Here is a 23,624-nt window from a genome sequence, read left to right on the forward strand (position 1 = left end):
CTGGCATTACCCCAAAGCGCCGCCGTTATTGGGATTGGATGATGCTCAACCGCTCGCCCACGACCATCTCGGTAATCCAGTCGACCAGGATCGAGGTGTAGGCCTGCTGCGACACCGGATCGCTGAGTGAATGGTCTGCGCCGTCGATGATACGGTGGGTCAAGGAGTGGGTCTGCTGGCAGGCCGCGCGATAGCTCATGATGGTGGCGTGAGGCACATGGTCATCGGTTTGCGATTCGACAATCAGCACATCGCCGGTGAATTGCGCACAGGCATGCAGGGCGCGGTTGGTTTCGGCCTGCACCCGTGTGCTGCGGTAGTCCATCAGGTCGGCTTTATCCAATTCGCGCTTGGGCTTGAGCCATTCCTGGTCACGGTAAAGCGCCGGCACCCGCAGCGCCAGCCAACGCACCGGGCGCAATGAGGTAAGAATCGCCGCCAGGTAGCCACCATAACTGGTGCCCACCACCGCCACAGCCGAGGTGTCGATGGCCGGGTGTGACAGCAACCGGTCGTACGCAGCCAACAGGTCGCGCAGGTTGTCTTCGCGAGTGACGCGGGACAACGGAATACCGGTGCCCGCATGGCCGCGCAGGTCGAACGTCAGACACACACACCCCAAACCGGCGATGCCTTTGGCCCGCGCAAGATCGCGCTCCTGGCTGCCGCCCCAGCCGTGCACAAACAGCACGCCTGGCACCTTCGATTTTGGGGTCAGGAATGTGCCGCTCATCTGTTCGTCGTCGATATCGATCGCAATGCTTTCGCTTCTAGCCGTCATAAGATTTAACCGTCACATACTTGAGAAGAAAGTCGCTGTTTTCGGCCGGGCCGCGGTACACCTCAATGGCATCCGCTGGCAACGCTTGGTCCACGTAGGTTTCCACCGATGAAACACGAATCGCCCGCAGGCCGGGGTTATTGATGAAGCTTTGCAGCGCCGCGACCTCCGCACTGCTGGCCCCGCCCATGCGCCAGGATTGTTCAAGCACGCCGCTGCAGCGTTGGCCTTCACTGTCCAGGCCTTGGGCAATGTCGTAGTTGCGTCGCGACGCGTAGAAACCAGGGTAGGCCTCGTCGGCGGCGCTGTCGAAAATCCGGGACTGTTCGATGGCCTCGCGCACGCCGTCGGGCAGGTCGAGCTTTAGCAAGTCGTCGTAAGCACCGGGAACCACCAGTAAGTCGGAGCCGCCGTAGACGTCTTCGCCCTGCCCGTCCTGAGTGAGGTATTGCTCGCCGCAGTAGCTGAACACGTGATCGCCGATAAAACTTTGGCCCACGCTATGAGTGACCACGTCGTGCAGGTCTTGCTCCAGCACCACGCCCTCACGGAACAGTTGCGCCGATTCGGGCCGCGCCAGCAGGGCCTCGAATGCGTCGAGACTGTGGATAACTTCCTGGCCGCGCCCGGCGCAGGCATGCACGGGCTTCAGGCGGATCGGCCCACTGCTGAGCAAGCGCCTGGCAGCGGGCAGCGCATCGGGCAGCGCGAAAACGCTGAAGCCATCAAGCACGACGTTGCGCACGCGCTCGCCGAACAATGGCGACCAACCCTCGGGCGCCGTGGCATCCGGGCTTAACAGGCCATGAGTAATGGCTTTGGTGCAGATGAAATCGTGATCGACATAGCCGCCCCACAGGTCTTGCGACCCTTTAACGTTGAGCTGGAGCGCTTGGGCCGAGCCGATCAGGGTTTGCGTGGGCAACAGATACAGGTCACGGTCGCCATGGAGGTGTGGGTCATAGCTGCCGCCGAATTTAAGGCCGAGTATCTGCGCCAGCCAACGCGCCAGGGCGCGGTTGGTGTCGACTTCATGCTGCGGCGCACCTGCTCTCGTGGAGTGAGCGACCACCGTTTTTTTCCGTTGAGTCGGGGTCATGCGTCCTCCTTGGCCATCCTGCCATGTGTGTGCAGAGAGGGTTGCAGGGATCAAGCCAAGGCAAGGCAGAACAGGATGGTTGTTAAATCAATCAGTTACTGAAAAAGTAATGGCAGTAGGCCTGCCTGATTCTGCACGACGTCGCGCTAAACATGCGGCGTTCTGCACGACTCAGCCGCTCCTCTTTCCCGGCGCCAGCTAAGATACTGGGCCTGTCCACCCATCACGAGAACCCTTATGGCCAAGCAAGCGCTCATCCTCATCGACATACAAAACGACTACTTCCCCCAGGGCAAGTGGCCGCTCGACGGCGTAGAAGCCACGGCGGACAAGGCTGCGCAGGTGCTGCAGGCGTTTCGTCAGGCGGGGAATGCAGTGATTCATGTACGCCATGAGTTCACCTCCGAGGACGCACCTTTCTTCACGCCGGGTTCCGAAGGCGCGCACCTGCATGCCAAGGTGCTGAATGAGGGCAACGAGCCAGTGGTGCTTAAACACTTCGTGAATGCGTTCCGCGGGACCGATCTACAGGCCGTGCTGGAACAACGCGCCATCACCGAAGTAGTGGTGGTCGGGAGCATGAGCCATATGTGCATCGACGGCGTAGTGCGCGCAGCAGCGGACCTGGGCTACAAAGTCACGTTGATTCACGACGCGTGCGCTACGCGGGATCAGGAATTCAACGGGCAGGTGATTCCGGCAGCGCAAGTGCACGGGGCTTTTATGGCGTCGCTGGGCTTTGCCTACGCCAGCGTGCTCTCGACGGATGAGTATCTGGAGAGCCAAGCGGCGGCTGTGTGACCACCGCTTGTTTGCCGGGTTTCAGCGAGTCGCGATGATGAACAGGCGCGGGAATGGCAGTAACACGGTGCCATCGGCCAGGGCTGGGTAGGCCTGGGTAATCCGCGCCTGGTAGTCCTGCAGGAACGCGGTTTTTTCGCTCTCGGCCAATGGCGCAAGAAAAGGCCGTAATGCCGAAGCCTTGAACCACTCCACCACGGCCGCGTGATCCACCAGCGGGTGCTGGTAAGTGGTGCGCCACACGTCGACAGTGCTGCAATGTTTGCTCAGCAGCTCGTAGTAGTAGCTCGCGGTGTGCCGCTCATTGTGTTTAACCGCGCCGATCTTTGCAGACCATGTCCCCTCGGCCGCCACTTCTCGAGCAAGTCGGTGGGCGGGCTCGTCGAGGTTATCCGGGGTCTGCACGGCCAGCGTGCCGCCAAGCGTCAGTTGGTTGACTAGGTGCGGATAGAGCGTGGCGTGGTTCGGCAGCCATTGCAGGGAAGCGTTGGCCAGAATCACGTCGAATGTCTGCCCCGGGTTCCAGGCGCCGATATCTGCCAATTCGAAGTTCAGTGCCGGCAGCCGTTTGCGGGCATCAACCAGCATATCGTCGGAACTGTCCATGCCGGTGACGTGTGCCTTTGGAAAGCGCTCGGCCAATACTTCGGTGGAATTGCCAGGGCCGCAGCCCAGGTCGACGGCGGTGCGCACGTCGGCAGTAGGAATAGCCGCGACCAGGTCACGGACCGGACGGGTACGTTGTTGTTCAAACATCGTGTACTGCTTGGCTGACCAGGTCATCGCGGCATTCCTTCTTTTTGAGGTTGGCGACAGCCTAAATCTTGTGAGCCATGAGAACAAATGCCAGGATTGGCGACTTCCCATACCTTGAAAGTATCCCTATGTTGGAACTTCGCCAGCTTAAAGCCTTCGTGGCGATTGCCGAGGAAGGCTATATCACCCGCGCCGCGGAACGTCTGGGGATGCAACAACCCCCGCTGACGCGCATGCTGCAAAGCCTGGAAGCCGAACTCGGCGTTGTATTGATGGAGCGTTTGCCCAGAGGTATGCGCCCTACCACGGCCGGATTGGCGTTGCTGGATGAAGCGCGAGCACTCCTGGCGCGTGCCGACGGTGTAGCCGATGTGGTTCGTCGCGCCGCTCGGGGTGAACGGGGTCGGCTGGCTATTGGGTTTACCAGCTCGGCGGCATTGCACCCGTTTGTCCCCAGTGTATTGCGGCTGTTTCGCGAAACCTTTGTCGGCGTCTCGGTGGTGCTGGAAGAAGCGGGCACCGGTGAGCTGTTGGACGCGCTGGTACATGAAAAGCTCGATGCTGCGTTCATCCGCTCACCGCTCAGTGGCACCCAGTCGCTGCAGGACGAACCGATTCTGGTGGAACCCATGTTGCTGGCGCTGCCGACTGATCATCCGCTGGCACTCGACGCTCAATCCCCCCTGCCCTTGGCCGCCCTGGCGACCGAAGCGTTTGTGCTTTACCGCCGCCGCGTAGGGCTGGGTTTGTATGACGCGATTCTGGTGGCCTGCCGTGAAGCCGGGTTCAGCCCGCAGGTGGTCCAGGAGGCACCGCGCATGACCGCGACGCTGAGCCTGGTGGCGGCGGGCCTTGGCGTGTCCATCGTACCGGCGTCGATGCAACGGTTGCGCGGCGACGGCATTGTTTATCGCGAGCTCACGGAGTGCCAGAGCCTGGTAGCGCCGTTGCATTTGGCGACGCGCATCGGTGACGGCTCGGCGGTTTTGCAGCGGTTCAAGGAGATGGTGGTGACAGCGGCTGCGCGGGAGACTTGATCATGGGCAATAAAAAACCCCCGAGGCTTGGCCATCGGGGGTTTTGCGCGTTCCGGGTCTGAGACCTTAGAACGGGATATCGTCATCAAAGCTGTCGAAATCCGGAGCAGGCTGTGGAGCGGCCTGTTGTGGAGGCGGCGCCTGACGCGATTGTTGCGGTGCCGACTGCTGCGGGCGCGGAGCCTGCTGGCGTGGGGCCGGAGCGGACTGCTGGTAGTTATTGCCCCCGCCTTGTTGCTCGCCCTGCTGTGGACGGCCGCCCAGCAGTTGCATGGTGCCTTGCATGTCGACCACGATTTCGGTGGTATAACGCTTGATGCCGTCTTTTTCCCACTCGCGGGTTTGCAGTTTGCCTTCGATGTAGACCTGCGAACCTTTGCGCAGGTATTCACCGGCGATCTCTGCCACCTTGCCGAACATCGACACGCGGTGCCATTCGGTCTTCTCGACCTTCTGGCCGGTCTGCTTGTCGGTCCACTGTTCGCTGGTCGCCAGACTCAGGTTGGTCACGGCATTACCGTTAGGCAAGTAGCGAACTTCGGGATCCTGGCCGCATGTACCGACCAATATGACTTTGTTAACCCCACGGGCCATAACGTTCTCCTAAGCTGGGCGCGCTGTCGGCACTGGGTTGACCAGTTGCTCGAGCGTCGCGCGATCCAATAATTCGGTGTCCAATTTGATGTAAATGGCCGCCTCTTCAGCGACCACCACTGCATCTGTTACCCCGACGACGGCCTTCAGGCGCTCTACCAGGCCAGCTTCACGAATTGCTTCGGGCGACAGCGGCAGGCGCAGGCTTGTGACGTACGGAGGTTCGCGCATGGTAACAGCAAAGGCCAGCCAAAGTGCAGCCAGCCCGGCGCATCCGAGGAACACAACCGACAAACCGCCATGCTGGAACATCCAGCCACCCATGATGCCGCCCAGCGCCGAACCGAGGAACTGGCTGGTGGAATACACCCCCATCGCCGTGCCCTTGCCGCCAGCCGGTGAAACTTTACTGATCAGCGAAGGCAACGAAGCCTCGAGCAGGTTGAACGCGGTGAAGAACACCACCGTGCCGATTACCAGCGCCCGCAGGCTGTCGCCGTACTCCCAGAAGAATAGCTCAGTGAGCATCAATGTCGCGACGGCACCCAGGAGAACTCGTTTCATTTTGCGTTTCTTCTCGCCGTAGATGATGAACGGGATCATGGCGAAGAACGAGATCAACAGCGCGGTCAGGTAGACCCACCAGTGCTGTTCCTTGGGCAGGCCGGCTTTTTCGACCAGTGCCAGGGGCAGCGCGACGAAGCTGCACATCAGCATTGCGTGCAATACGAAGATACCTAAATCCAGGCGCAGCAGGTCCGGGTGCTTGAGCGTCGGCAGTAACGCCTTGCGTGCGACGCCGGATTCGCGGTGCTGCAGCGTGCCGGTGGAGCGCGGCACCATAAACGCTACGATCACGATCCCGAACAGCGCCATACCGCCGGTGGCAAGGAACAGCCCGTGCAAACCAAAGGCACGTGTCAGCAACGGGCCGACGACCATGGCCACTGCGAACGACAGGCCGATGGTCATGCCGATCATGGCCATGGCCTTGGTACGGTGCTGTTCGCGGGTCAGGTCCGAGAGCAGGGCCATGACGGCAGCGGAAATCGCACCGGCGCCTTGCAGGACGCGCCCGGCAATCACGCCCCAGATCGAGTCTGACTGAGCCGCGAGCACACTGCCGAGGGCGAACACGATCAGCCCCAGGTAAATCACCGGCCGCCGGCCGATACGATCGGAAATGATCCCGAACGGAATCTGAAAAAGTGCCTGGGTCAGGCCATAGGCGCCAATCGCCAGGCCGATCAGGGCGGGGGTCGCGCCTGCGAGATCCATTCCATAGGTCGCCAGCACCGGCAACACCATAAACATGCCAAGCATACGGAAGGCGAACACCAGGGCCAGACCGCTTGCTGCTCGGGTCTCGCCGCTACTCATGCGTTCGCTGTGGGGATCGTGCATGGAAAAACCTCGTGTGAACCGGCGGCGATTCTACCAGTCCCATCGATAGAGAGGGTATATGCGGCGCTTTGCCGCGCAGCTTTCATGTAAGGCTGCACCCGGAACTTTGACAGTGTATATTCATCCAGTCTTTAGCCGTATACTCCTGCATTATTTACGCCCGCCGTGCGAGGCCATCTTGGACAAGATCCTGATTCGTGGGGCTAGAACCCACAACCTGAAGAACATCGACCTGACCCTGCCCCGGGACAAACTGATCGTCATCACCGGCTTGTCCGGGTCCGGCAAATCGTCCCTGGCGTTCGACACGCTGTATGCCGAAGGTCAGCGTCGCTATGTAGAGTCGCTGTCAGCCTATGCCCGGCAATTCCTGTCGATGATGGAAAAGCCTGACGTCGACACCATTGAAGGTTTGTCGCCGGCGATTTCCATCGAGCAAAAGTCGACCTCCCATAACCCGCGCTCCACCGTGGGCACCATTACCGAAATCTACGACTACCTGCGCCTGCTGTACGCGCGCGTGGGTATTCCGCGCTGCCCGGACCACGATATTCCCCTGGAAGCCCAGACCGTCAGCCAAATGGTCGACCTGGTGCTGGCCCAGCCTGAGGGCGCCAAGCTGATGCTGCTGGCGCCGGTCATTCGTGAGCGCAAGGGCGAACACCTTTCGGTCTTCGAAGAGCTGCGCGCCCAGGGTTTCGTGCGCGCGCGCATCAACGGCAAGCTCTATGAGCTGGATGAAGCGCCAAAGCTCGACAAGCAGAAGAAGCATTCCATTGATGTCGTGGTCGACCGCTTCAAGGTGCGTGCCGACTTGCAGCAGCGTTTGGCGGAATCGTTCGAAACCGCGCTGAAGCTGGCGGATGGCATTGCGCTGGTTGCGCCGATGGATGACGAGCCGGGTGAAGAAATCATCTTCTCCGCACGTTTTGCCTGCCCGATCTGCGGGCATGCCATCAGCGAGCTGGAACCCAAGCTGTTTTCCTTCAACAACCCGGCAGGCGCCTGCCCGACGTGTGATGGCCTTGGGGTAAAGCAGTTCTTCGACATCAAGCGCCTGGTCAATGGTGACCTGACGTTGGCGGAGGGCGCGATACGCGGCTGGGACAGGCGTAACGTCTACTACTTCCAGATGCTCGGGTCGTTGGCATCCCACTATAAATTCAGCCTGGAAGTGCCGTTCAACCAACTGCCGGCAGAGCAGCAGAAAGTCATCCTGCACGGCAGTGGTTCGCAGAACGTCGACTTCAAGTACCTGAACGACCGTGGCGATATCGTCAAACGCTCGCACCCGTTCGAGGGCATCGTGCCGAACCTGGAGCGGCGCTACCGTGAGACCGAATCGGCGAGCGTGCGCGAAGAGCTGGCGAAGTTCCTCAGCACCCAACCGTGCCCGGACTGCCGGGGCACTCGCCTGCGCCGCGAGGCGCGCCATGTGTGGGTGGGTGAGAAGACGTTGCCAGCGGTGACCAACCTGCCAATTGGCGATGCCTGTGAATATTTCGGCGTGCTCAAGCTGACCGGCCGGCGCGGGGAAATTGCTGACAAGATCCTCAAGGAAATCCGCGAGCGCTTGCAGTTCCTGGTTAACGTCGGCCTGGATTATCTGTCGCTGGATCGCAGCGCAGACACGCTGTCTGGCGGTGAAGCCCAGCGAATTCGGTTGGCCAGCCAGATTGGTGCCGGCCTTGTTGGCGTGTTGTACATCCTTGATGAACCGTCGATTGGCTTGCATCAGCGGGACAATGACCGCCTCTTGGGAACGCTTAAACACCTGCGGGATATCGGTAACACCGTGATCGTGGTCGAGCACGATGAAGACGCGATTCGCCTGGCGGATTATGTGGTCGACATTGGCCCGGGTGCAGGCGTGCACGGTGGGCACATCGTCGCCGAAGGCACACCTGCCGAAGTCATGGCTCACCCGGATTCGCTGACGGGCAAATACCTGTCCGGTCGAGTGAAGATCGAAGTGCCCGCCAAGCGCACGCCGCGTAACAAAAAGATGGCGTTGCACCTCAAGGGCGCGCGCGGCAACAACCTGCGCAATGTGGACCTGGAAATACCTCTCGGCCTGCTGACCTGTGTGACCGGCGTTTCCGGCTCCGGCAAGTCGACGCTCATCAACAACACGCTGTTCCCGCTGAGTGCCACCGCCCTGAACGGCGCCACCACGCTGGAGGCCGCGGCACACGACAGCATCAAAGGTTTGGAGCACTTGGACAAGGTGGTCGATATCGACCAAAGCCCGATTGGCCGCACGCCGCGTTCCAACCCGGCGACCTATACCGGGTTGTTCACGCCGATACGTGAACTGTTTGCGGGCGTGCCGGAGTCTCGCTCACGCGGTTACGGGCCGGGCCGGTTCTCGTTCAACGTCAAGGGCGGGCGCTGCGAGGCGTGCCAGGGCGATGGCCTGATCAAGGTTGAGATGCACTTCCTGCCGGACATCTACGTGCCGTGCGATGTGTGCAAAAGCAAGCGCTACAACCGCGAAACCCTGGAGATCAAATACAAGGGTAAAAACATCCACGAAACCCTGGAGATGACCATCGAGGAAGCGCGGGTGTTCTTCGACGCGGTGCCTGCGTTGGCGCGCAAGCTGCAGACCTTGATGGATGTGGGCCTGTCGTACATCAAGCTGGGGCAGTCGGCGACCACGTTGTCCGGCGGCGAGGCGCAGCGGGTGAAGCTGTCTCGCGAGCTGTCCAAGCGCGATACGGGCAAGACGCTGTACATCCTCGATGAACCGACTACGGGCCTGCACTTTGCAGATATTCAGCAATTGCTGGATGTTCTGCACCGCTTGCGTGATCACGGCAACACAGTGGTGGTGATCGAGCACAACCTTGATGTGATCAAGACCGCCGACTGGCTGGTGGACCTGGGGCCGGAAGGCGGCTCCAAGGGTGGCCAGATCATCGCGGTGGGTACGCCGGAACAGGTCTCGGAGATGCCGCAGTCACATACCGGTTACTACTTGAAGCCGTTATTGGCGCGCGACAAAGCCTGATTTATCGGGCGCATGAAAAAGCCCCTGTCACGTTGCGGTGACAGGGGCTTTTTTGTAGCCGGGAATCAGAACTGCGATTGCAGGTAATTTTCCAGGCCGACCAGCTTGATCAGGCCCAACTGCTTTTCCAGCCAGTAGGTGTGATCTTCTTCGGTGTCATTCAACTGCACCCGCAGAATTTCGCGGGTGACATAGTCGTTGTGCTGCTCGCAGAGTTCGATGCCCTTGCAGAGCGCGGCACGCACCTTGTATTCGAGGCGAAGGTCAGCGGCGAGCATGTCAGGCACCGTGGTGCCCACATCCAGGTCGTCTGGACGCATACGCGGCGTGCCTTCGAGCATCAGGATGCGGCGCATCAGTGCGTCGGCGTGCTGCGCCTCTTCTTCCATTTCGTGGTTGATACGCTCGTAGAGCTCGGTAAAGCCCCAGTCTTCGTACATGCGCGAATGGATGAAATATTGGTCACGAGCTGCCAGTTCGCCCGTCAGCAACGTGTTGAGGTAATCGATTACGTCGGGGTGACCTTGCATCGCCCTACATCTCCCTGCTTGAAAGTCTGTAGTTTGAACCATGATGACCCGGAGGTCACGGGACTAACGGCAGAAAAGTGATGATTTCCGCAGAAAAGTAGCTGAAATAACGCAAAAACCGCCCAAATGAGGGCGGTTCTGCTTATCGTTTAGAGTCAGTTAAGCGATACACCCAGCGCAGTTGCAATGCCTTGCCCGTAATCAGGGTCAGCTTTGAAGAAGTGCTGCAGCTGGCGCTGAACCACATCGCTGCTGACCCCGGCCATAGCGCCGGCAATGTTGCTGATCAGCAGGGCTTTCTGCCCGGCATCCATCAAGCGGAACAGCGCACCCGCGTGGCTGTAGTAGTCGGTATCTTCGCGATGATCGTAGCGATCAGCTGCACCGGTCAACGCCAGAGCAGGCTCTGCGTATTGTGGCGCTTGCTTGGGCGCATCAGTGTAGCTGTTTGGCTCATAGTTAGGCGTTGCGCCGCCGTTACTGCCAAAGGCCATCGAACCATCACGTTGATAGCTGTTCACCGGGCTGCGCGGGGCATTCACCGGCAATTGCTGGTGGTTGGTGCCAACACGGTAGCGGTGCGCATCTGCGTAAGCGAATACGCGGCCTTGCAGCATGCGGTCCGGCGACAGCCCCACACCCGGAACCATGTTGCTTGGGCCAAAGGCGGCTTGCTCAACTTCAGCGAAGTAATTCTGCGGGTTACGGTTGAGTTCCAGCTCGCCGACTTCGATCAACGGGAATTCTTTCTGCGACCATGTTTTGGTCACGTCAAAAGGGTTCTCGTTATGAGCGTTGGCTTGCGCTTCGGTCATGACCTGGATGTTGACACTCCATTTCGGGAAGTCGCCACGCTCGATCGCACCAAACAAGTCACGCTGCGCGTAATCAGGGTCTGTACCAGCCAGGCGTGCAGCTTCAGCAGGCGCCAGGTTCTTGATCCCTTGCTTGGTCTTGTAATGCCACTTAACCCAATGACGTTCGCCACGGGCGTTGATCAGGCTGTACGTGTGACTGCCGAAGCCGTGCATGTGACGGTAGCCGTCAGGAATGCCCCGATCCGAAAACAGGATGGTGACCTGGTGCAGTGCTTCTGGAGAGTGCGACCAGAAGTCCCACATCATCTGCGCACTTTTCAGGTTGCTTTGCGGCAGGCGCTTTTGGGTGTGGATAAAGTCCGGAAACTTCAGCGGGTCGCGGATGAAGAATACTGGCGTGTTGTTACCCACGATGTCCCAGTTCCCTTCGTCAGTGTAGAACTTCAAGGCAAAACCGCGTGGATCGCGCTCGGTGTCAGCCGAACCGCGCTCGCCACCTACCGTAGAGAATCGCAGGAAGGTCGGTGTTTGTTTCCCGACGGTCTCGAACAGCTTAGCGCTGGTGTACTGAGTAATGTCACGGGACACAGTGAACGTGCCGTAAGCACCTGAGCCTTTGGCGTGCACACGGCGCTCGGGAATGTTTTCACGGTTGAAATGCGCAAGCTTTTCGATCAGATGGAAATCGTCGAGCAACAAGGGCCCACGAGGACCGGCAGTGCGGGAGTTCTGGTTATCGGCGACAGGCGCACCGCTGGCGGTGGTCAGGATTTTGTTCTGGCTCATGCTCAATCTTCCTCAGGTCAGGCTAGGAACTGCCGGCTAATCGGCTTGGAGGGAGTATTGACCATCAAGATGACACCATCAAATGCATTAAATCATGGACTTTGATAGAAAATAACTAACGAACCGTCCTGGCAAGTAGCTTTGGATGTGCGAGAGCACCGGCAGCGACGTGAGGAATATAGACGGCTTTTATTACGCGCACAAAAAACCGGGCACTAGGCCCGGTTCTTCGTTGCAGACTGTCGTCTTACTCGGCGCTTACAGCTTCGCCGGCAGTTGCACGATCAACCAACTCGACGTACGCCATAGGCGCGTTGTCGCCAGTGCGGAAACCGCACTTGAGGATGCGCAGGTAGCCACCCTCACGGGTAGCATAACGCTTGCCCAGGTCGTTGAAGAGCTTACCAACGATAGCTTTCGAACGAGTACGGTCGAAAGCCAGACGGCGGTTAGCCAGGCTGTCTGTCTTGGCCAAAGTGATCAGCGGCTCAGCAACGCGACGCAGTTCTTTAGCTTTCGGCAGTGTAGTTTTGATCAGCTCGTGCTCGAACAGCGACACCGCCATGTTTTGGAACATGGCCTTGCGGTGCGAGCTGGTACGGCTCAGGTGACGACCACTTTTACGATGACGCATGGTTCATTCCTTACCAAACTCACGTTCGGTGATTACGACGATCAGGCAGTCGCCTTGTCGTCCTTCTTAAGACTTGCAGGCGGCCAGTTGTCGAGGCGCATGCCGAGGGACAGACCGCGGGAGGCCAGAACGTCCTTGATTTCAGTCAAGGATTTCTTGCCCAGGTTCGGAGTCTTCAACAGTTCTACTTCGGTACGCTGAATCAGGTCACCGATGTAGTAAATGTTTTCCGCCTTAAGGCAGTTAGCCGAACGTACAGTCAGTTCCAGATCGTCAACCGGGCGAAGCAGGATCGGATCGATCTCGTCTTCCTGCTCGATTACCACTGGTTCGCTGTCACCTTTGAGGTCGACGAACGCAGCCAACTGCTGTTGCAGAATGGTTGCAGCGCGGCGAATAGCCTCTTCAGGATCCAGAGTACCGTTGGTTTCCAGATCAATAACCAGCTTGTCCAGGTTAGTACGCTGCTCGACACGGGCGTTTTCCACCACGTATGCGATACGGCGAACCGGGCTGAACGAAGAGTCAAGCTGCAAGCGACCAATGCTGCGGCTTTCGTCTTCATCGCTCTGACGCGAGTCGGCCGGTTCATAACCACGACCACGAGCTACAGTGAGCTTCATGTTCAGGGCGCCGTTAGACGCCAGGTTAGCGATTACGTGATCGGGGTTAACGATCTCGACATCATGATCCAGCTGAATATCGGCAGCGGTAACCACCCCCGAACCCTTCTTCGACAAGGTCAGCGTAACTTCGTCACGACCGTGCAGCTTGATAGCCAGACCTTTAAGGTTCAACAGGATTTCAATTACGTCTTCCTGTACACCTTCGATGGCGCTGTACTCGTGGAGCACACCGTCAATCTCGGCCTCGACTACTGCACAGCCGGGCATTGAGGACAACAGGATGCGGCGCAGCGCGTTGCCCAGGGTGTGGCCAAAACCACGCTCGAGAGGCTCGAGAGTGATCTTGGCGCGGGTTGGACTGACAACCTGCACATCAATGTGGCGGGGTGTCAGGAACTCATTTACCGAAATCTGCATGGATGCACCTATTTTCTAGCCCTTACTTGGAGTAGAGCTCGACAATCAGGCTTTCGTTGATGTCGGCGGACAGATCACTGCGAGCAGGAACGTTCTTGAAAACGCCCGACTTCTTCTCAGTGTCTACTTCTACCCATTCTACGCGGCCACGTTGGGCACACAGATCGAGAGCTTGGACAATGCGAAGTTGGTTTTTTGCTTTCTCGCGAATCGCGACCACGTCACCAGCACGAACCTGGTAAGACGGCACGTTAACGGTTTGGCCGTTTACGCTGACGGATTTGTGCGATACCAGCTGACGGGATTCGGCACGAGTCGAACCAAAGCCCATACGGTATACAACGTTGTCCAGACGGCATTCGAGCAGTTGCAGCAGGTTTTCACCGGTTGCACCTTTCTTGCCAGCAGCTTCTTTGTAGTAGCCGCTGAACTGGCGCTCGAGAACGCCGTAGATACGACGGACCTTCTGCTTTTCACGCAGTTGGGTGCCGTAATCGGACTGGCGACCGCGGCGTTGGCCGTGGATACCAGGTGCTGCTTCAATGTTGCACTTCGATTCGATCGCGCGCACGCCGCTCTTCAGGAAGAGATCGGTGCCTTCGCGACGAGCGAGTTTGCATTTTGGACCAATGTAACGAGCCATTCTTTACAATCTCCTGGATTACACGCGGCGCTTCTTCGGCGGACGGCACCCGTTGTGCGGGATTGGCGTCACGTCGGTGATGCTGGCGATCTTATAGCCACAGCCGTTCAAAGCACGGACAGCAGACTCACGACCTGGACCTGGACCTTTGACGTTAACGTCGAGGTTTTTCAGGCCGTATTCCAGCGCAGCTTGACCAGCACGTTCAGCAGCTACTTGAGCAGCGAACGGGGTGGACTTGCGGGAACCGCGGAAACCCGAACCACCAGAGGTAGCCCAAGACAGCGCGTTACCTTGACGGTCGGTGATGGTCACGATTGTGTTGTTAAAAGATGCATGGATGTGGGCGATGCCATCAACCACTGTCTTTTTAACTTTTTTACGAGGACGAGCAGCAGGTTTTGCCATGATTAATTTCCTGTCGATTCGCGTGGGCGATTACTTGCGGATCGGCTTACGCGGACCTTTACGGGTACGCGCGTTAGTCTTGGTACGCTGACCGCGTACTGGAAGACCACGACGATGACGCAGACCACGGTAGCAACCGAGATCCATCAAACGCTTGATTTTCATGTTGATTTCGCGACGCAGGTCACCTTCAGTGGTGAACTTCGCCACTTCGCCACGCAACAGCTCAATCTGCTCGTCGCTCAGATCTTTGATCTTTGCGGCTGGGTTTACCCCAGTATCTGCGCAAATTTTCTGCGCAGTAGTGCGACCAACACCATAGATGTAGGTCAGCGAGATAACAGTGTGCTTGTTATCTGGAATGTTAACGCCTGCAATACGGGCCATTCAGTGGGACTCCAATTGACAGCTACCTACGCCCCGGAAGCCAAGAAATAGGGCGCGAGATAATATCGCTGTAATAACAAATAATCAACCCGGCAGCGCACTAGCTGCCGGGCTTCAAGCGGATCACACTCAGCCTTGGCGCTGTTTGTGACGCGGTTCCGCGCTGCAAATTACTCGAACAACACCTTCGCGGCGAATAATTTTGCAGTTACGGCACAGCTTTTTCACCGATGCACGAACTTTCATCACCAACTCCTCGAACCTTATGGGTACTCAGCGCAACATGCCGCTGCCGTAACCCTTCAGGTTGGCTTTCTTCATCAGGGATTCGTACTGGTGCGAAACGAGGTGCGATTGTACTTGGGACATGAAGTCCATCACAACCACGACCACGATCAGCAACGAGGTCCCGCCAAGGTAGAACGGAACGTTTGCTGCAACCACCAGGAACTGGGGCAACAAGCACACGGCCGTCATATATAGAGCACCGAACAGGGTCAAACGAGTCAGAACGCCATCAATGTAGCGTGCAGACTGCTCACCTGGACGGATGCCCGGAATAAAGGCACCGGACTTCTTCAGGTTTTCCGCTACGTCTTTCGGATTGAACATCAACGCCGTATAGAAGAAGCAGAAGAAAATAATCCCTGCACTAAACAGCAGAATATTCAACGGCTGACCAGGAGCGATCGACTGAGAGAGGTCCTGCAGCCAGCCCATATTTTCAGACTGACCAAACCAGGTACCCAACGAAGCCGGAAACAGCAAAATGCTGCTCGCGAAAATTGCCGGAATTACACCGGCCATATTCACTTTCAGCGGCAAGTGGCTGGTCTGCGCAGCAAAAACCTTGCGGCCCTGCTGACGCTTGGCGTAGTGAACAGCAATACGACGCTGACCACGCTCAATGAACACCACAAAACCGATAATCGCTACTGCCAGCAAACCGATGGCAACCAGAGCGAAGATGTTGATATCACCCTGACGTGCAGACTCGAAAGACTGCCCAATTGCTCTCGGAAGACCGGCGACGATACCTGCGAAAATCAACATCGAGATACCGTTACCAACACCACGCTCAGTAATCTGCTCACCCAGCCACATCATGAACATCGCACCAGCCACAAACGTGGATACTGCGACGAAATAGAAGCCAAAGTCACCAGTGAACGCAACGCCCTGCCCCGCCAAGCCAACGGACATGCCGATAGCTTGAACCAGGGCGAGAACGACAGTGCCGTAGCGGGTGTACTGGCTAATCTTGCGACGGCCAGCTTCACCTTCCTTCTTCAACTGCTCCAGCTGCGGGCTGACGGCGGTCATCAGTTGCATGATGATCGATGCCGAAATGTACGGCATGATCCCCAGTGCAAAGATACTCATCCGTTCCAGCGCGCCGCCGGAAAACATGTTGAACAAGCTAAGAATGGTCCCCTCATTCTGTCGAAACAGGTCTGCGAGTCGGTCCGGGTTGATACCTGGAACCGGGATGTGTGCGCCTATTCGGTAGACGATAATCGCCAGGAACAGAAAACGCAGACGAGCCCAAAGTTCAGACATACCGCCTTTGCCGAGCGCTGAGAGAGCACCTTGCTTAGCCATTTATTCCTCGAACTTGCCGCCAGCTGCTTCGATAGCCGAACGCGCACCTTTGGTGGCGCCGATTCCCTTGCCGATAGTGACAGCGCGAGTCACTTCACCGGACAGCATGATTTTCACACGCTGTACGTTGACGTTGATCACGTTGGCATCTTTCAGGGTCTGCACAGTAACGATGTCGCCTTCCACTTTAGCCAGCTCGGACAGACGCACTTCTGCGCGATCCATGGCTTTCAGGGATACGAAACCGAACTTAGGCAGGCGACGATGCAGCGGCTGTTGACCGCCTTCAAAGCCAGGAGCGATGGTGCCACCGGAGCGGGAGGTTTGACCTTTGTGGCCACGGCCACCAGTCTTACCCAAACCGCTACCGATACCACGGCCCGGACGATGCTTTTCGCGACGGGAACCCGGCGCTGGACTCAGATCATTGAGTTTCATCGATTAACCCTCTACACGCAGCATGTAGTAAGCCTTGTTGATCATCCCGCGATTCTCGGGAGTATCCAGGACTTCTACAGTGTGACCGATGCGACGCAGACCCAAACCTTTAACGCACAGTTTGTGGTTAGGGATGCGGCCGGTCATGCTTTTGATCAGCGTTACTTTAACGGTAGCCATGATCAGAAGATCTCCTTGACAGTCAAGCCGCGCTTGGCAGCAATGGACTCAGGAGATTGCATAGCTTTCAAACCCTTGAAAGTGGCGTGAACCACGTTTACCGGGTTAGTCGAGCCGTAGCACTTGGCCAGAACGTTCTGAACGCCAGCAACTTCGAGGACAGCACGCATAGCGCCGCCAGCGATGATACCGGTACCTTCAGAAGCAGGCTGCATGTACACCTTCGAAGCGCCATGGGCAGACTTCATTGCGTACTGCAGCGTGGTGCCGTTCAGATCAACTTGGATCATGTTGCGACGAGCAGCTTCCATTGCCTTCTGGATCGCAGCAGGCACTTCACGTGACTTGCCACGGCCGAAGCCAACACGCCCTTTACCATCACCCACCACGGTCAACGCGGTGAAAGTGAAGATACGGCCGCCTTTAACGGTTTTGGCTACGCGGTTAACTTGAACCAGCTTCTCAATGTAGCCTTCGTCGCGCTTTTGGTCGTTATTTGACATAACTTAGAACTCCAGCCCAGCTTCACGAGCAGCATCAGCCAGCGCTTTCACGCGACCGTGGTACTTGAAGCCAGAGCGGTCGAAAGCCACTTGCGAGACGCCAGCGGCCTTAGCACGCGTAGCGACCAGCTGGCCAACCTTAGTGGCCGCGTCGATGTTGCCAGTGGCACCATCACGCAGTTCTTTATCCAAAGTCGAGGCGCTTGCCAGGACTTTGTTGCCGTCGGCCGAGATGACCTGGGCGTAGATGTGCTGCGACGAGCGGAACACGCAGAGACGCACGACTTCGAGTTCGTGCATTTTCAGGCGTGCTTTGCGAGCGCGACGCAGTCGAGTAACTTTTTTGTCGGTCATTTGCTATGCCCTACTTCTTCTTGGCTTCTTTACGACGGACGACTTCGTCCGCGTAGCGCACACCTTTGCCTTTGTACGGCTCTGGTGGACGGAAGTCGCGGATCTCAGCGGCCACCTGACCTACCAGCTGCTTATCAATACCCTTGATCAGGATATCGGTTTGGCTAGGGGTCTCAGCGGTGATGCCTTCCGGCAGTTCGTAATCCACTGGGTGCGAGAAGCCAAGGGCCAGGTTCAAAACCGTGCCTTTTGCTTGCGCTTTGTAACCAACACCGACCAGCTGGAGCTTACGCTCGAAGCCTTGGCTTACGCCTTGGACCATGTTGTTTACCAACGCACGCGTGGTACCGGCCATTGCGCGAGTTTGTTGATCGCCATTGCGAGCAGCGAAACGCAGCTCACCAGCTTCTTCAACGATCTCAACGGACGAATGGATATTCAGTTCAAGAGTGCCCTTGGCACCCTTCACCGAAAGCTGTTGGCCTGCGAATTTTACTTCGACACCGGCTGGCAGCTTAACGGGGTTCTTAGCGACGCGAGACATGCTTATCCCCCCTTAGAACACAGTGCAAAGAACTTCGCCGCCGACACCGGCAGCGCGCGCAGCACGATCCGTCATCACACCTTTGTTGGTGGAGACGATAGACACGCCCAGACCGCCACGAACTTTCGGCAGATCTTCGGCGGACTTGTACTGACGCAGGCCTGGACGGCTAACGCGCTTCACTTCCTCGATGACCGAACGGCCTTCGAAGTACTTCAGCTCGATGGACAGCAGTGGCTTGGTTTCGCTGCTGATCTGATAACCCGCAATGTAGCCTTCGTCTTTCAGGACTTTGGCAACAGCTACCTTCAACTTGGAAGATGGCATGCTTACGACGGACTTTTCAGCCATCTGGGCATTACGGATACGAGTTAGCATGTCCGCTAACGGGTCCTGCATACTCATGGGCTAGACGCTCCTAATACAAAAAAATTAGCCTTGCGGCTACATATGTCGCCGAGAATCTCCGAGCGCAAAACACACGGGCTCAGGCGAGCCGCGTATTTTAGACACACTCCAGAAATGAAACAAGCCCCAAAAGGGGCTTGTTCCAGATTCAAGGCCACCGGCGGTCAGTATCTTGCGATACCAACCGCCTGGACTCTGAAAGTACTTACCAGCTGGCTTTAACCAGACCTGGTACGTCACCACGCATTGCCGCTTCACGCAGTTTGTTACGGCCGAGGCCGAACTTGCGGTAAACGCCGTGTGGACGACCGGTCAGGCGGCAGCGGTTACGCATGCGCGAAGCGCTTGCGTCACGTGGCTGCTTCTGCAGAGCTACTGTAGCTTCCCAACGTGCTTCTGGACTTGCGTTCAGATCAACGATGATTGCTTTCAGTGCTGCACGCTTCTTGGCGTACTTGGCAACCGTGAGCTGACGCTTCAGCTCGCGGTTTTTCATGCTCATCTTGGCCATGGTCCTACTCCAATCAGTTGCGGAACGGGAATTTGAACGCACGCAGCAGAGCGCGGCCTTCATCATCGTTCTTGGCAGTGGTGGTCAGGGTGATGTCCAGACCGCGGAGAGCATCGATCTTGTCGTAGTCGATTTCCGGGAAGATGATCTGCTCTTTCACGCCCATGCTGTAGTTACCACGACCATCGAAGGACTTGGCATTCAGGCCGCGGAAGTCGCGGACCCGAGGCAGGGAGATCGACAGCAGACGATCCAGGAATTCGTACATACGCTCACGGCGCAGAGTCACTTTGACGCCGATCGGCCAACCTTCACGGACTTTAAAGCCAGCGATGGATTTCCGAGCGTAAGTCACAACGACTTTTTGACCGGTGATCTTTTCCAGGTCAGCAACAGCGTGTTCGATGACTTTTTTGTCGCCGACCGCTTCGCCCAGACCCATGTTCAGGGTGATTTTGGTAACGCGTGGAACTTCCATCACGTTCGAAAGCTTAAGTTCTTCCTTAAGCTTCGGTGCGATTTCTTTCCAGTAAATCTCTTTTAGTCGTGCCATGGTCTTCTACCTAGCAGTGTTCAAGCATCAACCGCTTTTTGGGTCGACTTGAAGACACGAATTTTCTTGCCATCTTCTACTTTGAAACCAACGCGGTCAGCCTTGTTGGTTTCGCCGTTGAAAATGGCGACGTTAGAAGCGTCCAGCGGAGCTTCTTTTTCGACGATACCGCCTTGTACGCCCGACATCGGGTTAGGCTTGGTATGACGCTTAACCAGGTTCAGACCGCCGATAACCAGACGGTTATTAGCGAGAACCTTAAGCACCTTACCGCGCTTACCTTTGTCTTTGCCGGCGATCACGATGATCTCGTCGTCACGACGAATCTTTTGCATGTCGGATCTCCTTACAGCACTTCTGGGGCGAGCGAGACGATCTTCATGAACTTCTCAGTACGAAGTTCACGGGTCACTGGCCCAAAGATACGGGTGCCGATCGGCTCTTGCTTGTTGTTCAGAAGAACAGCAGCGTTGCCATCAAAGCGGATAATGGAGCCATCTGCACGGCGTACGCCGTGACGAGTGCGGACTACAACAGCAGTCATCACTTGGCCTTTTTTCACTTTACCGCGAGGAATTGCTTCCTTCACGGTAACTTTGATGATGTCACCGATACCAGCGTAACGACGATGGGAGCCACCCAGCACCTTGATGCACATAACACGGCGAGCGCCGCTGTTATCGGCCACATCGAGCATGGATTGAGTCTGAATCATATAATTTCTCCGACCCCTAGTCCTTAGACTTCCACAGCGCGTTCGAGAACATCAACCAGTGCCCAAGACTTGGTCTTGGCCAGCGGACGAGTTTCACGAATAGTGACTTTGTCGCCGATGTGGCACTGATTGGTTTCGTCGTGCGCGTGCAGCTTAGTCGAACGCTTAACATATTTACCGTAGATCGGGTGCTTAACGCGACGCTCGATCAAAACGGTGATGGTTTTGTCCATCTTGTCGCTGACAACACGGCCAGTCAGCGTACGGACAGTCTTTTCGGCTTCAGCCATGATCACTTACCTGCCTGCTGGTTGAGCACAGTCTTCACGCGAGCAATGTCACGCTTAACTTGCGAGAGCAGATGAGACTGCCCCAACTGGCCAGTTGCTTTCTGCATACGCAGATTGAACTGGTCGCGCAGCAGGCCGAGCAGTTGCTCGTTCAGCTGCTGTGCGGATTTTTCACGAAGTTCATTCGCTTTCATCACATCACCGTCCGTTTAACAAAGGCGGTGGCGAGCGGCAGCTTTGCAGCAGCCAGGGCAAAAGCCTCACGCGCCAGCTCTTCAGTTACACCCTCGATTTCATACAGGACTTTGCCTGGCTGAATCTGGGCTACCCAGTATTCCACGTTACCCTTACCTTTACCCATCCGAACTTCGAGGGGCTTTTTGGAAATCGGCTTGTCCGGGAATACACGGATCCAGATCTTGCCGCCACGTTTAACGTGACGGGTCAGAGCACGACGCGCTGACTCGATCTGACGAGCGGTGAGACGACCACGAGCTACAGACTTCAGCGCGAACTCGCCGAAGCTGACTTTGCTACCGCGCTGAGCCAGACCACGGTTGTGGCCTGTCATCTGCTTGCGGAACTTCGTACGCTTTGGTTGCAACATTTGGCGTACCCCTTACTTAGCAGCTTTTTTACGAGGCGCTGGTGCTTGTGGTTTCAGTTCTTCTTGGCGACCACCAATTACTTCGCCTTTGAAGATCCAAACCTTTACACCGATCACACCGTAAGTGGTGTGAGCTTCGTAGTTGGCATAGTCGATGTCGGCACGCAGGGTGTGCAGTGGCACACGACCTTCGCGATACCATTCAGTACGTGCGATTTCAGCACCGCCGAGACGACCGCTCACTTGGATTTTGATGCCTTTGGCACCAATGCGCATGGCGTTCTGTACGGCGCGCTTCATAGCGCGACGGAACATTACGCGACGCTCCAGCTGCTGAGCTACGCTCTGCGCAACCAGCATACCGTCGAGCTCCGGCTTACGGATCTCTTCGATATTGATGTGCACAGGCACACCCATTTGCTTGGTCAGGTCCTGACGCAGTTTCTCAACATCTTCACCTTTCTTCCCGATAACGATACCTGGACGAGCGGTGTGGATGGTGATACGTGCAGTTTGCGCCGGACGATGGATATCGATACGGCTTACGGACGCGCTTTTTAGTTTGTCTTGGAGATACTCACGCACCTTCAGATCAGCGAACAAATAGTCCGCATAAGTCCGACCGTCTGCGTACCAGACGGAGGTGTGCTCCTTGACGATTCCCAGGCGAATGCCAATGGGATGTACTTTCTGACCCATCTCTTCGACTCCGTTACTTGTCAGCAACCTTGACAGTGATATGGCAAGACCGCTTGACGATGCGATCAGCACGGCCTTTGGCACGTGGCATGATGCGCTTCAGCGAACGCCCTTCGTTGACGAAAACGGTGCTGACCTTCAGGTCATCAACGTCTGCGCCTTCGTTATGCTCGGCGTTGGCTACGGCCGACTCCAGCACTTTCTTCATGATCTCGGCGGCTTTCTTACTGCTGAAAGCCAACAGGTTGAGCGCTTCGCCCACCTTCTTCCCGCGGATCTGGTCGGCGACCAAGCGGGCTTTCTGGGCGGAGATTCGAGCGCCCGACAACTTAGCGGCTACTTCCATTTCCTAACCCCTTAACGCTTGGCTTTCTTGTCTGCCACGTGCCCACGATAAGTGCGGGTACCGGCAAACTCGCCTAGTTTGTGGCCGACCATGTCTTCGTTAACGAGAACTGGGACGTGTTGACGACCGTTGTGTACTGCGATGGTCAGACCGACCATTTGTGGCAGGATCATCGAACGACGCGACCAGGTTTTCACCGGTTTGCGATCATTCTTTTCCGCCGCCACTTCGATCTTCTTCAGTAGGTGAAGATCAATAAAAGGACCTTTTTTCAGAGAACGTGGCACTGTCGTATCCCTCTATTTACTTGCGACGACGGACGATCATTTTGTCGGTACGCTTATTACCACGAGTCTTCGCGCCCTTAGTCGGGAAGCCCCATGGCGATACCGGATGACGACCACCAGAGGTACGACCTTCACCACCACCGTGTGGGTGGTCAACCGGGTTCATGGCAACACCACGAACGGTTGGGCGAACGCCACGCCAGCGTTTGGCACCAGCTTTACCCAGCGAACGCAGGCTGTGCTCGGAGTTCGAGACTTCACCCAGGGTCGCGCGGCATTCAGCCAGCACTTTACGCATCTCACCAGAACGCAGACGCAGGGTCACGTAGACACCTTCACGAGCGATCAGCTGAGCCGAAGCACCAGCGGAACGAGCGATTTGCGCGCCTTTACCTGGCTTCAATTCGATGCCGTGTACGGTGCTACCAACTGGAATGTTACGCAGTTGCAGAGCGTTGCCCGGCTTGATCGGTGCCAGAGCACCTGCGATCAGCTGGTCACCAGCACTCACGCCTTTAGGGGCGATGATGTAGCGACGCTCGCCATCTGCGTACAGCAGTAGAGCGATGTGAGCAGTACGGTTTGGATCGTATTCGATACGCTCGACAGTGGCAGCGATGCCATCTTTGTCGTTGCGACGGAAGTCGACCAGACGATAATGCTGTTTATGGCCACCACCAATGTGACGAGTGGTAATACGACCATTGTTGTTACGACCACCAGTCTTCGATTTCTTCTCGAGCAGCGGTGCGTGAGGAGCGCCTTTATGCAGCTCCTGGTTGACCACCTTGACCACAAAACGGCGGCCAGGGGAAGTCGGTTTGCATTTAACGATTGCCATGATGCACCCCTT

At 57.1% G+C, this 23,624-nt stretch carries 34 protein-coding genes; 3 read left to right on the top strand and 31 right to left on the bottom strand.

The annotated features are described in order from the left end of the window. Positions 1–25: 25 nt before the first annotated feature. Both ACI77D_RS24580 and ACI77D_RS24585 read right to left on the bottom strand, forming a co-directional pair. Positions 26–781 carry a S9 family peptidase gene (locus ACI77D_RS24580; RefSeq protein ID WP_064454347.1) on the bottom strand — a complete coding sequence of 252 codons (756 nt, stop codon included), beginning with the start codon at positions 779–781 and terminating at the stop codon, positions 26–28. Beyond that, positions 771–1,880, bottom strand: a complete 1,110-nt coding sequence (locus ACI77D_RS24585) for a DUF3182 family protein (RefSeq protein WP_407017672.1) — start codon at positions 1,878–1,880, stop codon at positions 771–773. The genes ACI77D_RS24580 and ACI77D_RS24585 overlap by 11 nt, the downstream gene beginning before the upstream one ends. Positions 1,881–2,117: 237 nt before the next feature. Here ACI77D_RS24585 and ACI77D_RS24590 point away from each other — a divergent pair, with 237 nt between their 5' ends. Then, positions 2,118–2,681, top strand: a complete 564-nt coding sequence (locus ACI77D_RS24590) for a cysteine hydrolase family protein (RefSeq protein WP_407017673.1) — start codon at positions 2,118–2,120, stop codon at positions 2,679–2,681. A 21-nt stretch (positions 2,682–2,702) separates the two neighbouring features. On the opposite strand, the gene tam is transcribed toward ACI77D_RS24590, so the two are convergent. Continuing rightward, positions 2,703–3,464, bottom strand: coding sequence for a trans-aconitate 2-methyltransferase (gene tam, locus ACI77D_RS24595; protein ID WP_407017674.1), 762 nt, complete (start codon positions 3,462–3,464; stop codon positions 2,703–2,705). A gap of 101 nt (positions 3,465–3,565) precedes the next feature. Here tam and ACI77D_RS24600 point away from each other — a divergent pair, with 101 nt between their 5' ends. Then, positions 3,566–4,474, top strand: coding sequence for a LysR family transcriptional regulator (locus ACI77D_RS24600; protein ID WP_407017675.1), 909 nt, complete (start codon positions 3,566–3,568; stop codon positions 4,472–4,474). Between the two features lie 66 nt (positions 4,475–4,540). Here ACI77D_RS24600 and ACI77D_RS24605 read toward each other — a convergent pair whose 3' ends face one another. Together ACI77D_RS24605 and ACI77D_RS24610 are read right to left on the bottom strand one after the other, a co-directional pair. Then, on the bottom strand, positions 4,541–5,068 hold the full coding sequence (locus ACI77D_RS24605) for a single-stranded DNA-binding protein (protein ID WP_049711300.1): 528 nt from the start codon (positions 5,066–5,068) through the stop codon (positions 4,541–4,543). 9 nt (positions 5,069–5,077) lie between these two features. After that, positions 5,078–6,472 carry an MFS transporter gene (locus ACI77D_RS24610; RefSeq protein ID WP_064454352.1) on the bottom strand — a complete coding sequence of 465 codons (1,395 nt, stop codon included), beginning with the start codon at positions 6,470–6,472 and terminating at the stop codon, positions 5,078–5,080. A 178-nt stretch (positions 6,473–6,650) separates the two neighbouring features. On the opposite strand from ACI77D_RS24610, the gene uvrA reads away from it, so the two are divergent. Further along, complete coding sequence (uvrA, locus tag ACI77D_RS24615) at positions 6,651–9,485, top strand: excinuclease ABC subunit UvrA (RefSeq protein WP_259763377.1); 2,835 nt, start codon at positions 6,651–6,653, stop codon at positions 9,483–9,485. A 65-nt stretch (positions 9,486–9,550) separates the two neighbouring features. Here the strand turns inward: uvrA and bfr are convergent, their stop codons facing one another. The 26 genes from bfr to rplB all read right to left on the bottom strand — a co-directional run bounded on the left by bfr (position 9,551) and on the right by rplB (position 23,612). After that, entirely contained in the window at positions 9,551–10,015 is a 465-nt protein-coding gene (bfr, locus tag ACI77D_RS24620) for a bacterioferritin (protein ID WP_015886133.1), read from the bottom strand. A gap of 155 nt (positions 10,016–10,170) precedes the next feature. Further along, on the bottom strand, positions 10,171–11,619 hold the full coding sequence (locus ACI77D_RS24625) for a catalase (RefSeq protein ID WP_407017676.1): 1,449 nt from the start codon (positions 11,617–11,619) through the stop codon (positions 10,171–10,173). 247 nt (positions 11,620–11,866) lie between these two features. Next, on the bottom strand, positions 11,867–12,253 hold the full coding sequence (rplQ, locus tag ACI77D_RS24630) for a 50S ribosomal protein L17 (RefSeq protein ID WP_007918448.1): 387 nt from the start codon (positions 12,251–12,253) through the stop codon (positions 11,867–11,869). Between the two features lie 41 nt (positions 12,254–12,294). After that, positions 12,295–13,296 (bottom strand): DNA-directed RNA polymerase subunit alpha, encoded by a 1,002-nt coding sequence (locus ACI77D_RS24635; RefSeq protein WP_003176403.1) that lies wholly within the window; start codon positions 13,294–13,296, stop codon positions 12,295–12,297. A gap of 22 nt (positions 13,297–13,318) precedes the next feature. Then, the gene (gene rpsD / locus ACI77D_RS24640) at positions 13,319–13,939 is read right to left on the bottom strand and encodes a 30S ribosomal protein S4 (RefSeq protein WP_003210056.1); all 621 of its coding nucleotides are present in this window, start codon (positions 13,937–13,939) and stop codon (positions 13,319–13,321) included. An 18-nt stretch (positions 13,940–13,957) separates the two neighbouring features. Next, the gene (gene rpsK, locus ACI77D_RS24645; RefSeq protein WP_002555466.1) at positions 13,958–14,347 is read right to left on the bottom strand and encodes a 30S ribosomal protein S11; all 390 of its coding nucleotides are present in this window, start codon (positions 14,345–14,347) and stop codon (positions 13,958–13,960) included. Between the two features lie 30 nt (positions 14,348–14,377). Next, positions 14,378–14,734 (bottom strand): 30S ribosomal protein S13, encoded by a 357-nt coding sequence (gene rpsM / locus ACI77D_RS24650; RefSeq protein ID WP_003210063.1) that lies wholly within the window; start codon positions 14,732–14,734, stop codon positions 14,378–14,380. 129 nt (positions 14,735–14,863) lie between these two features. Continuing rightward, a complete protein-coding gene (gene rpmJ / locus ACI77D_RS24655) occupies positions 14,864–14,980 on the bottom strand; it encodes a 50S ribosomal protein L36 (RefSeq protein WP_002555468.1) in 117 nt (38 codons plus the stop codon). 27 nt (positions 14,981–15,007) lie between these two features. Continuing rightward, positions 15,008–16,336 (bottom strand): preprotein translocase subunit SecY, encoded by a 1,329-nt coding sequence (secY, locus tag ACI77D_RS24660; RefSeq protein WP_016969470.1) that lies wholly within the window; start codon positions 16,334–16,336, stop codon positions 15,008–15,010. Then, the gene (gene rplO / locus ACI77D_RS24665) at positions 16,337–16,774 is read right to left on the bottom strand and encodes a 50S ribosomal protein L15 (protein WP_003176407.1); all 438 of its coding nucleotides are present in this window, start codon (positions 16,772–16,774) and stop codon (positions 16,337–16,339) included. Positions 16,775–16,777: 3 nt separating this feature from the next. After that, complete coding sequence (gene rpmD / locus ACI77D_RS24670; protein ID WP_003186033.1) at positions 16,778–16,954, bottom strand: 50S ribosomal protein L30; 177 nt, start codon at positions 16,952–16,954, stop codon at positions 16,778–16,780. A 2-nt stretch (positions 16,955–16,956) separates the two neighbouring features. After that, positions 16,957–17,457, bottom strand: coding sequence for a 30S ribosomal protein S5 (rpsE, locus tag ACI77D_RS24675; protein ID WP_003176409.1), 501 nt, complete (start codon positions 17,455–17,457; stop codon positions 16,957–16,959). Between the two features lie 3 nt (positions 17,458–17,460). After that, complete coding sequence (rplR, locus tag ACI77D_RS24680; RefSeq protein ID WP_003186037.1) at positions 17,461–17,811, bottom strand: 50S ribosomal protein L18; 351 nt, start codon at positions 17,809–17,811, stop codon at positions 17,461–17,463. 10 nt (positions 17,812–17,821) lie between these two features. Next, positions 17,822–18,355, bottom strand: a complete 534-nt coding sequence (rplF, locus tag ACI77D_RS24685) for a 50S ribosomal protein L6 (protein WP_003176412.1) — start codon at positions 18,353–18,355, stop codon at positions 17,822–17,824. A 12-nt stretch (positions 18,356–18,367) separates the two neighbouring features. After that, positions 18,368–18,760 (bottom strand): 30S ribosomal protein S8, encoded by a 393-nt coding sequence (gene rpsH / locus ACI77D_RS24690; protein WP_010566853.1) that lies wholly within the window; start codon positions 18,758–18,760, stop codon positions 18,368–18,370. A 208-nt stretch (positions 18,761–18,968) separates the two neighbouring features. Continuing rightward, complete coding sequence (rpsN, locus tag ACI77D_RS24695) at positions 18,969–19,274, bottom strand: 30S ribosomal protein S14 (protein ID WP_003176414.1); 306 nt, start codon at positions 19,272–19,274, stop codon at positions 18,969–18,971. Between the two features lie 13 nt (positions 19,275–19,287). Then, complete coding sequence (gene rplE, locus ACI77D_RS24700) at positions 19,288–19,827, bottom strand: 50S ribosomal protein L5 (RefSeq protein ID WP_003176415.1); 540 nt, start codon at positions 19,825–19,827, stop codon at positions 19,288–19,290. Between the two features lie 20 nt (positions 19,828–19,847). After that, the gene (gene rplX / locus ACI77D_RS24705; protein WP_003176416.1) at positions 19,848–20,162 is read right to left on the bottom strand and encodes a 50S ribosomal protein L24; all 315 of its coding nucleotides are present in this window, start codon (positions 20,160–20,162) and stop codon (positions 19,848–19,850) included. 11 nt (positions 20,163–20,173) lie between these two features. Then, on the bottom strand, positions 20,174–20,542 hold the full coding sequence (gene rplN, locus ACI77D_RS24710) for a 50S ribosomal protein L14 (RefSeq protein ID WP_002555479.1): 369 nt from the start codon (positions 20,540–20,542) through the stop codon (positions 20,174–20,176). 23 nt (positions 20,543–20,565) lie between these two features. Beyond that, on the bottom strand, positions 20,566–20,832 hold the full coding sequence (gene rpsQ / locus ACI77D_RS24715; RefSeq protein ID WP_003176419.1) for a 30S ribosomal protein S17: 267 nt from the start codon (positions 20,830–20,832) through the stop codon (positions 20,566–20,568). Positions 20,833–20,834: 2 nt separating this feature from the next. After that, on the bottom strand, positions 20,835–21,026 hold the full coding sequence (rpmC, locus tag ACI77D_RS24720) for a 50S ribosomal protein L29 (protein ID WP_002555481.1): 192 nt from the start codon (positions 21,024–21,026) through the stop codon (positions 20,835–20,837). Then, the gene (rplP, locus tag ACI77D_RS24725) at positions 21,026–21,439 is read right to left on the bottom strand and encodes a 50S ribosomal protein L16 (protein WP_003232424.1); all 414 of its coding nucleotides are present in this window, start codon (positions 21,437–21,439) and stop codon (positions 21,026–21,028) included. The genes rpmC and rplP overlap by 1 nt, the downstream gene beginning before the upstream one ends. 12 nt (positions 21,440–21,451) lie before the next feature. Next, entirely contained in the window at positions 21,452–22,138 is a 687-nt protein-coding gene (gene rpsC / locus ACI77D_RS24730; protein ID WP_003176422.1) for a 30S ribosomal protein S3, read from the bottom strand. A 13-nt stretch (positions 22,139–22,151) separates the two neighbouring features. Further along, positions 22,152–22,484, bottom strand: coding sequence for a 50S ribosomal protein L22 (gene rplV, locus ACI77D_RS24735; RefSeq protein ID WP_003103908.1), 333 nt, complete (start codon positions 22,482–22,484; stop codon positions 22,152–22,154). Between the two features lie 11 nt (positions 22,485–22,495). Further along, a complete protein-coding gene (rpsS, locus tag ACI77D_RS24740) occupies positions 22,496–22,771 on the bottom strand; it encodes a 30S ribosomal protein S19 (protein WP_002555486.1) in 276 nt (91 codons plus the stop codon). A gap of 16 nt (positions 22,772–22,787) precedes the next feature. Continuing rightward, positions 22,788–23,612, bottom strand: a complete 825-nt coding sequence (gene rplB / locus ACI77D_RS24745; RefSeq protein WP_003210080.1) for a 50S ribosomal protein L2 — start codon at positions 23,610–23,612, stop codon at positions 22,788–22,790. Positions 23,613–23,624: the final 12 nt, after the last annotated feature.

The organism is Pseudomonas sp. O39, assembly GCF_045447295.1.
Lineage (GTDB): Bacteria > Pseudomonadota > Gammaproteobacteria > Pseudomonadales > Pseudomonadaceae > Aquipseudomonas > Aquipseudomonas antarctica_A.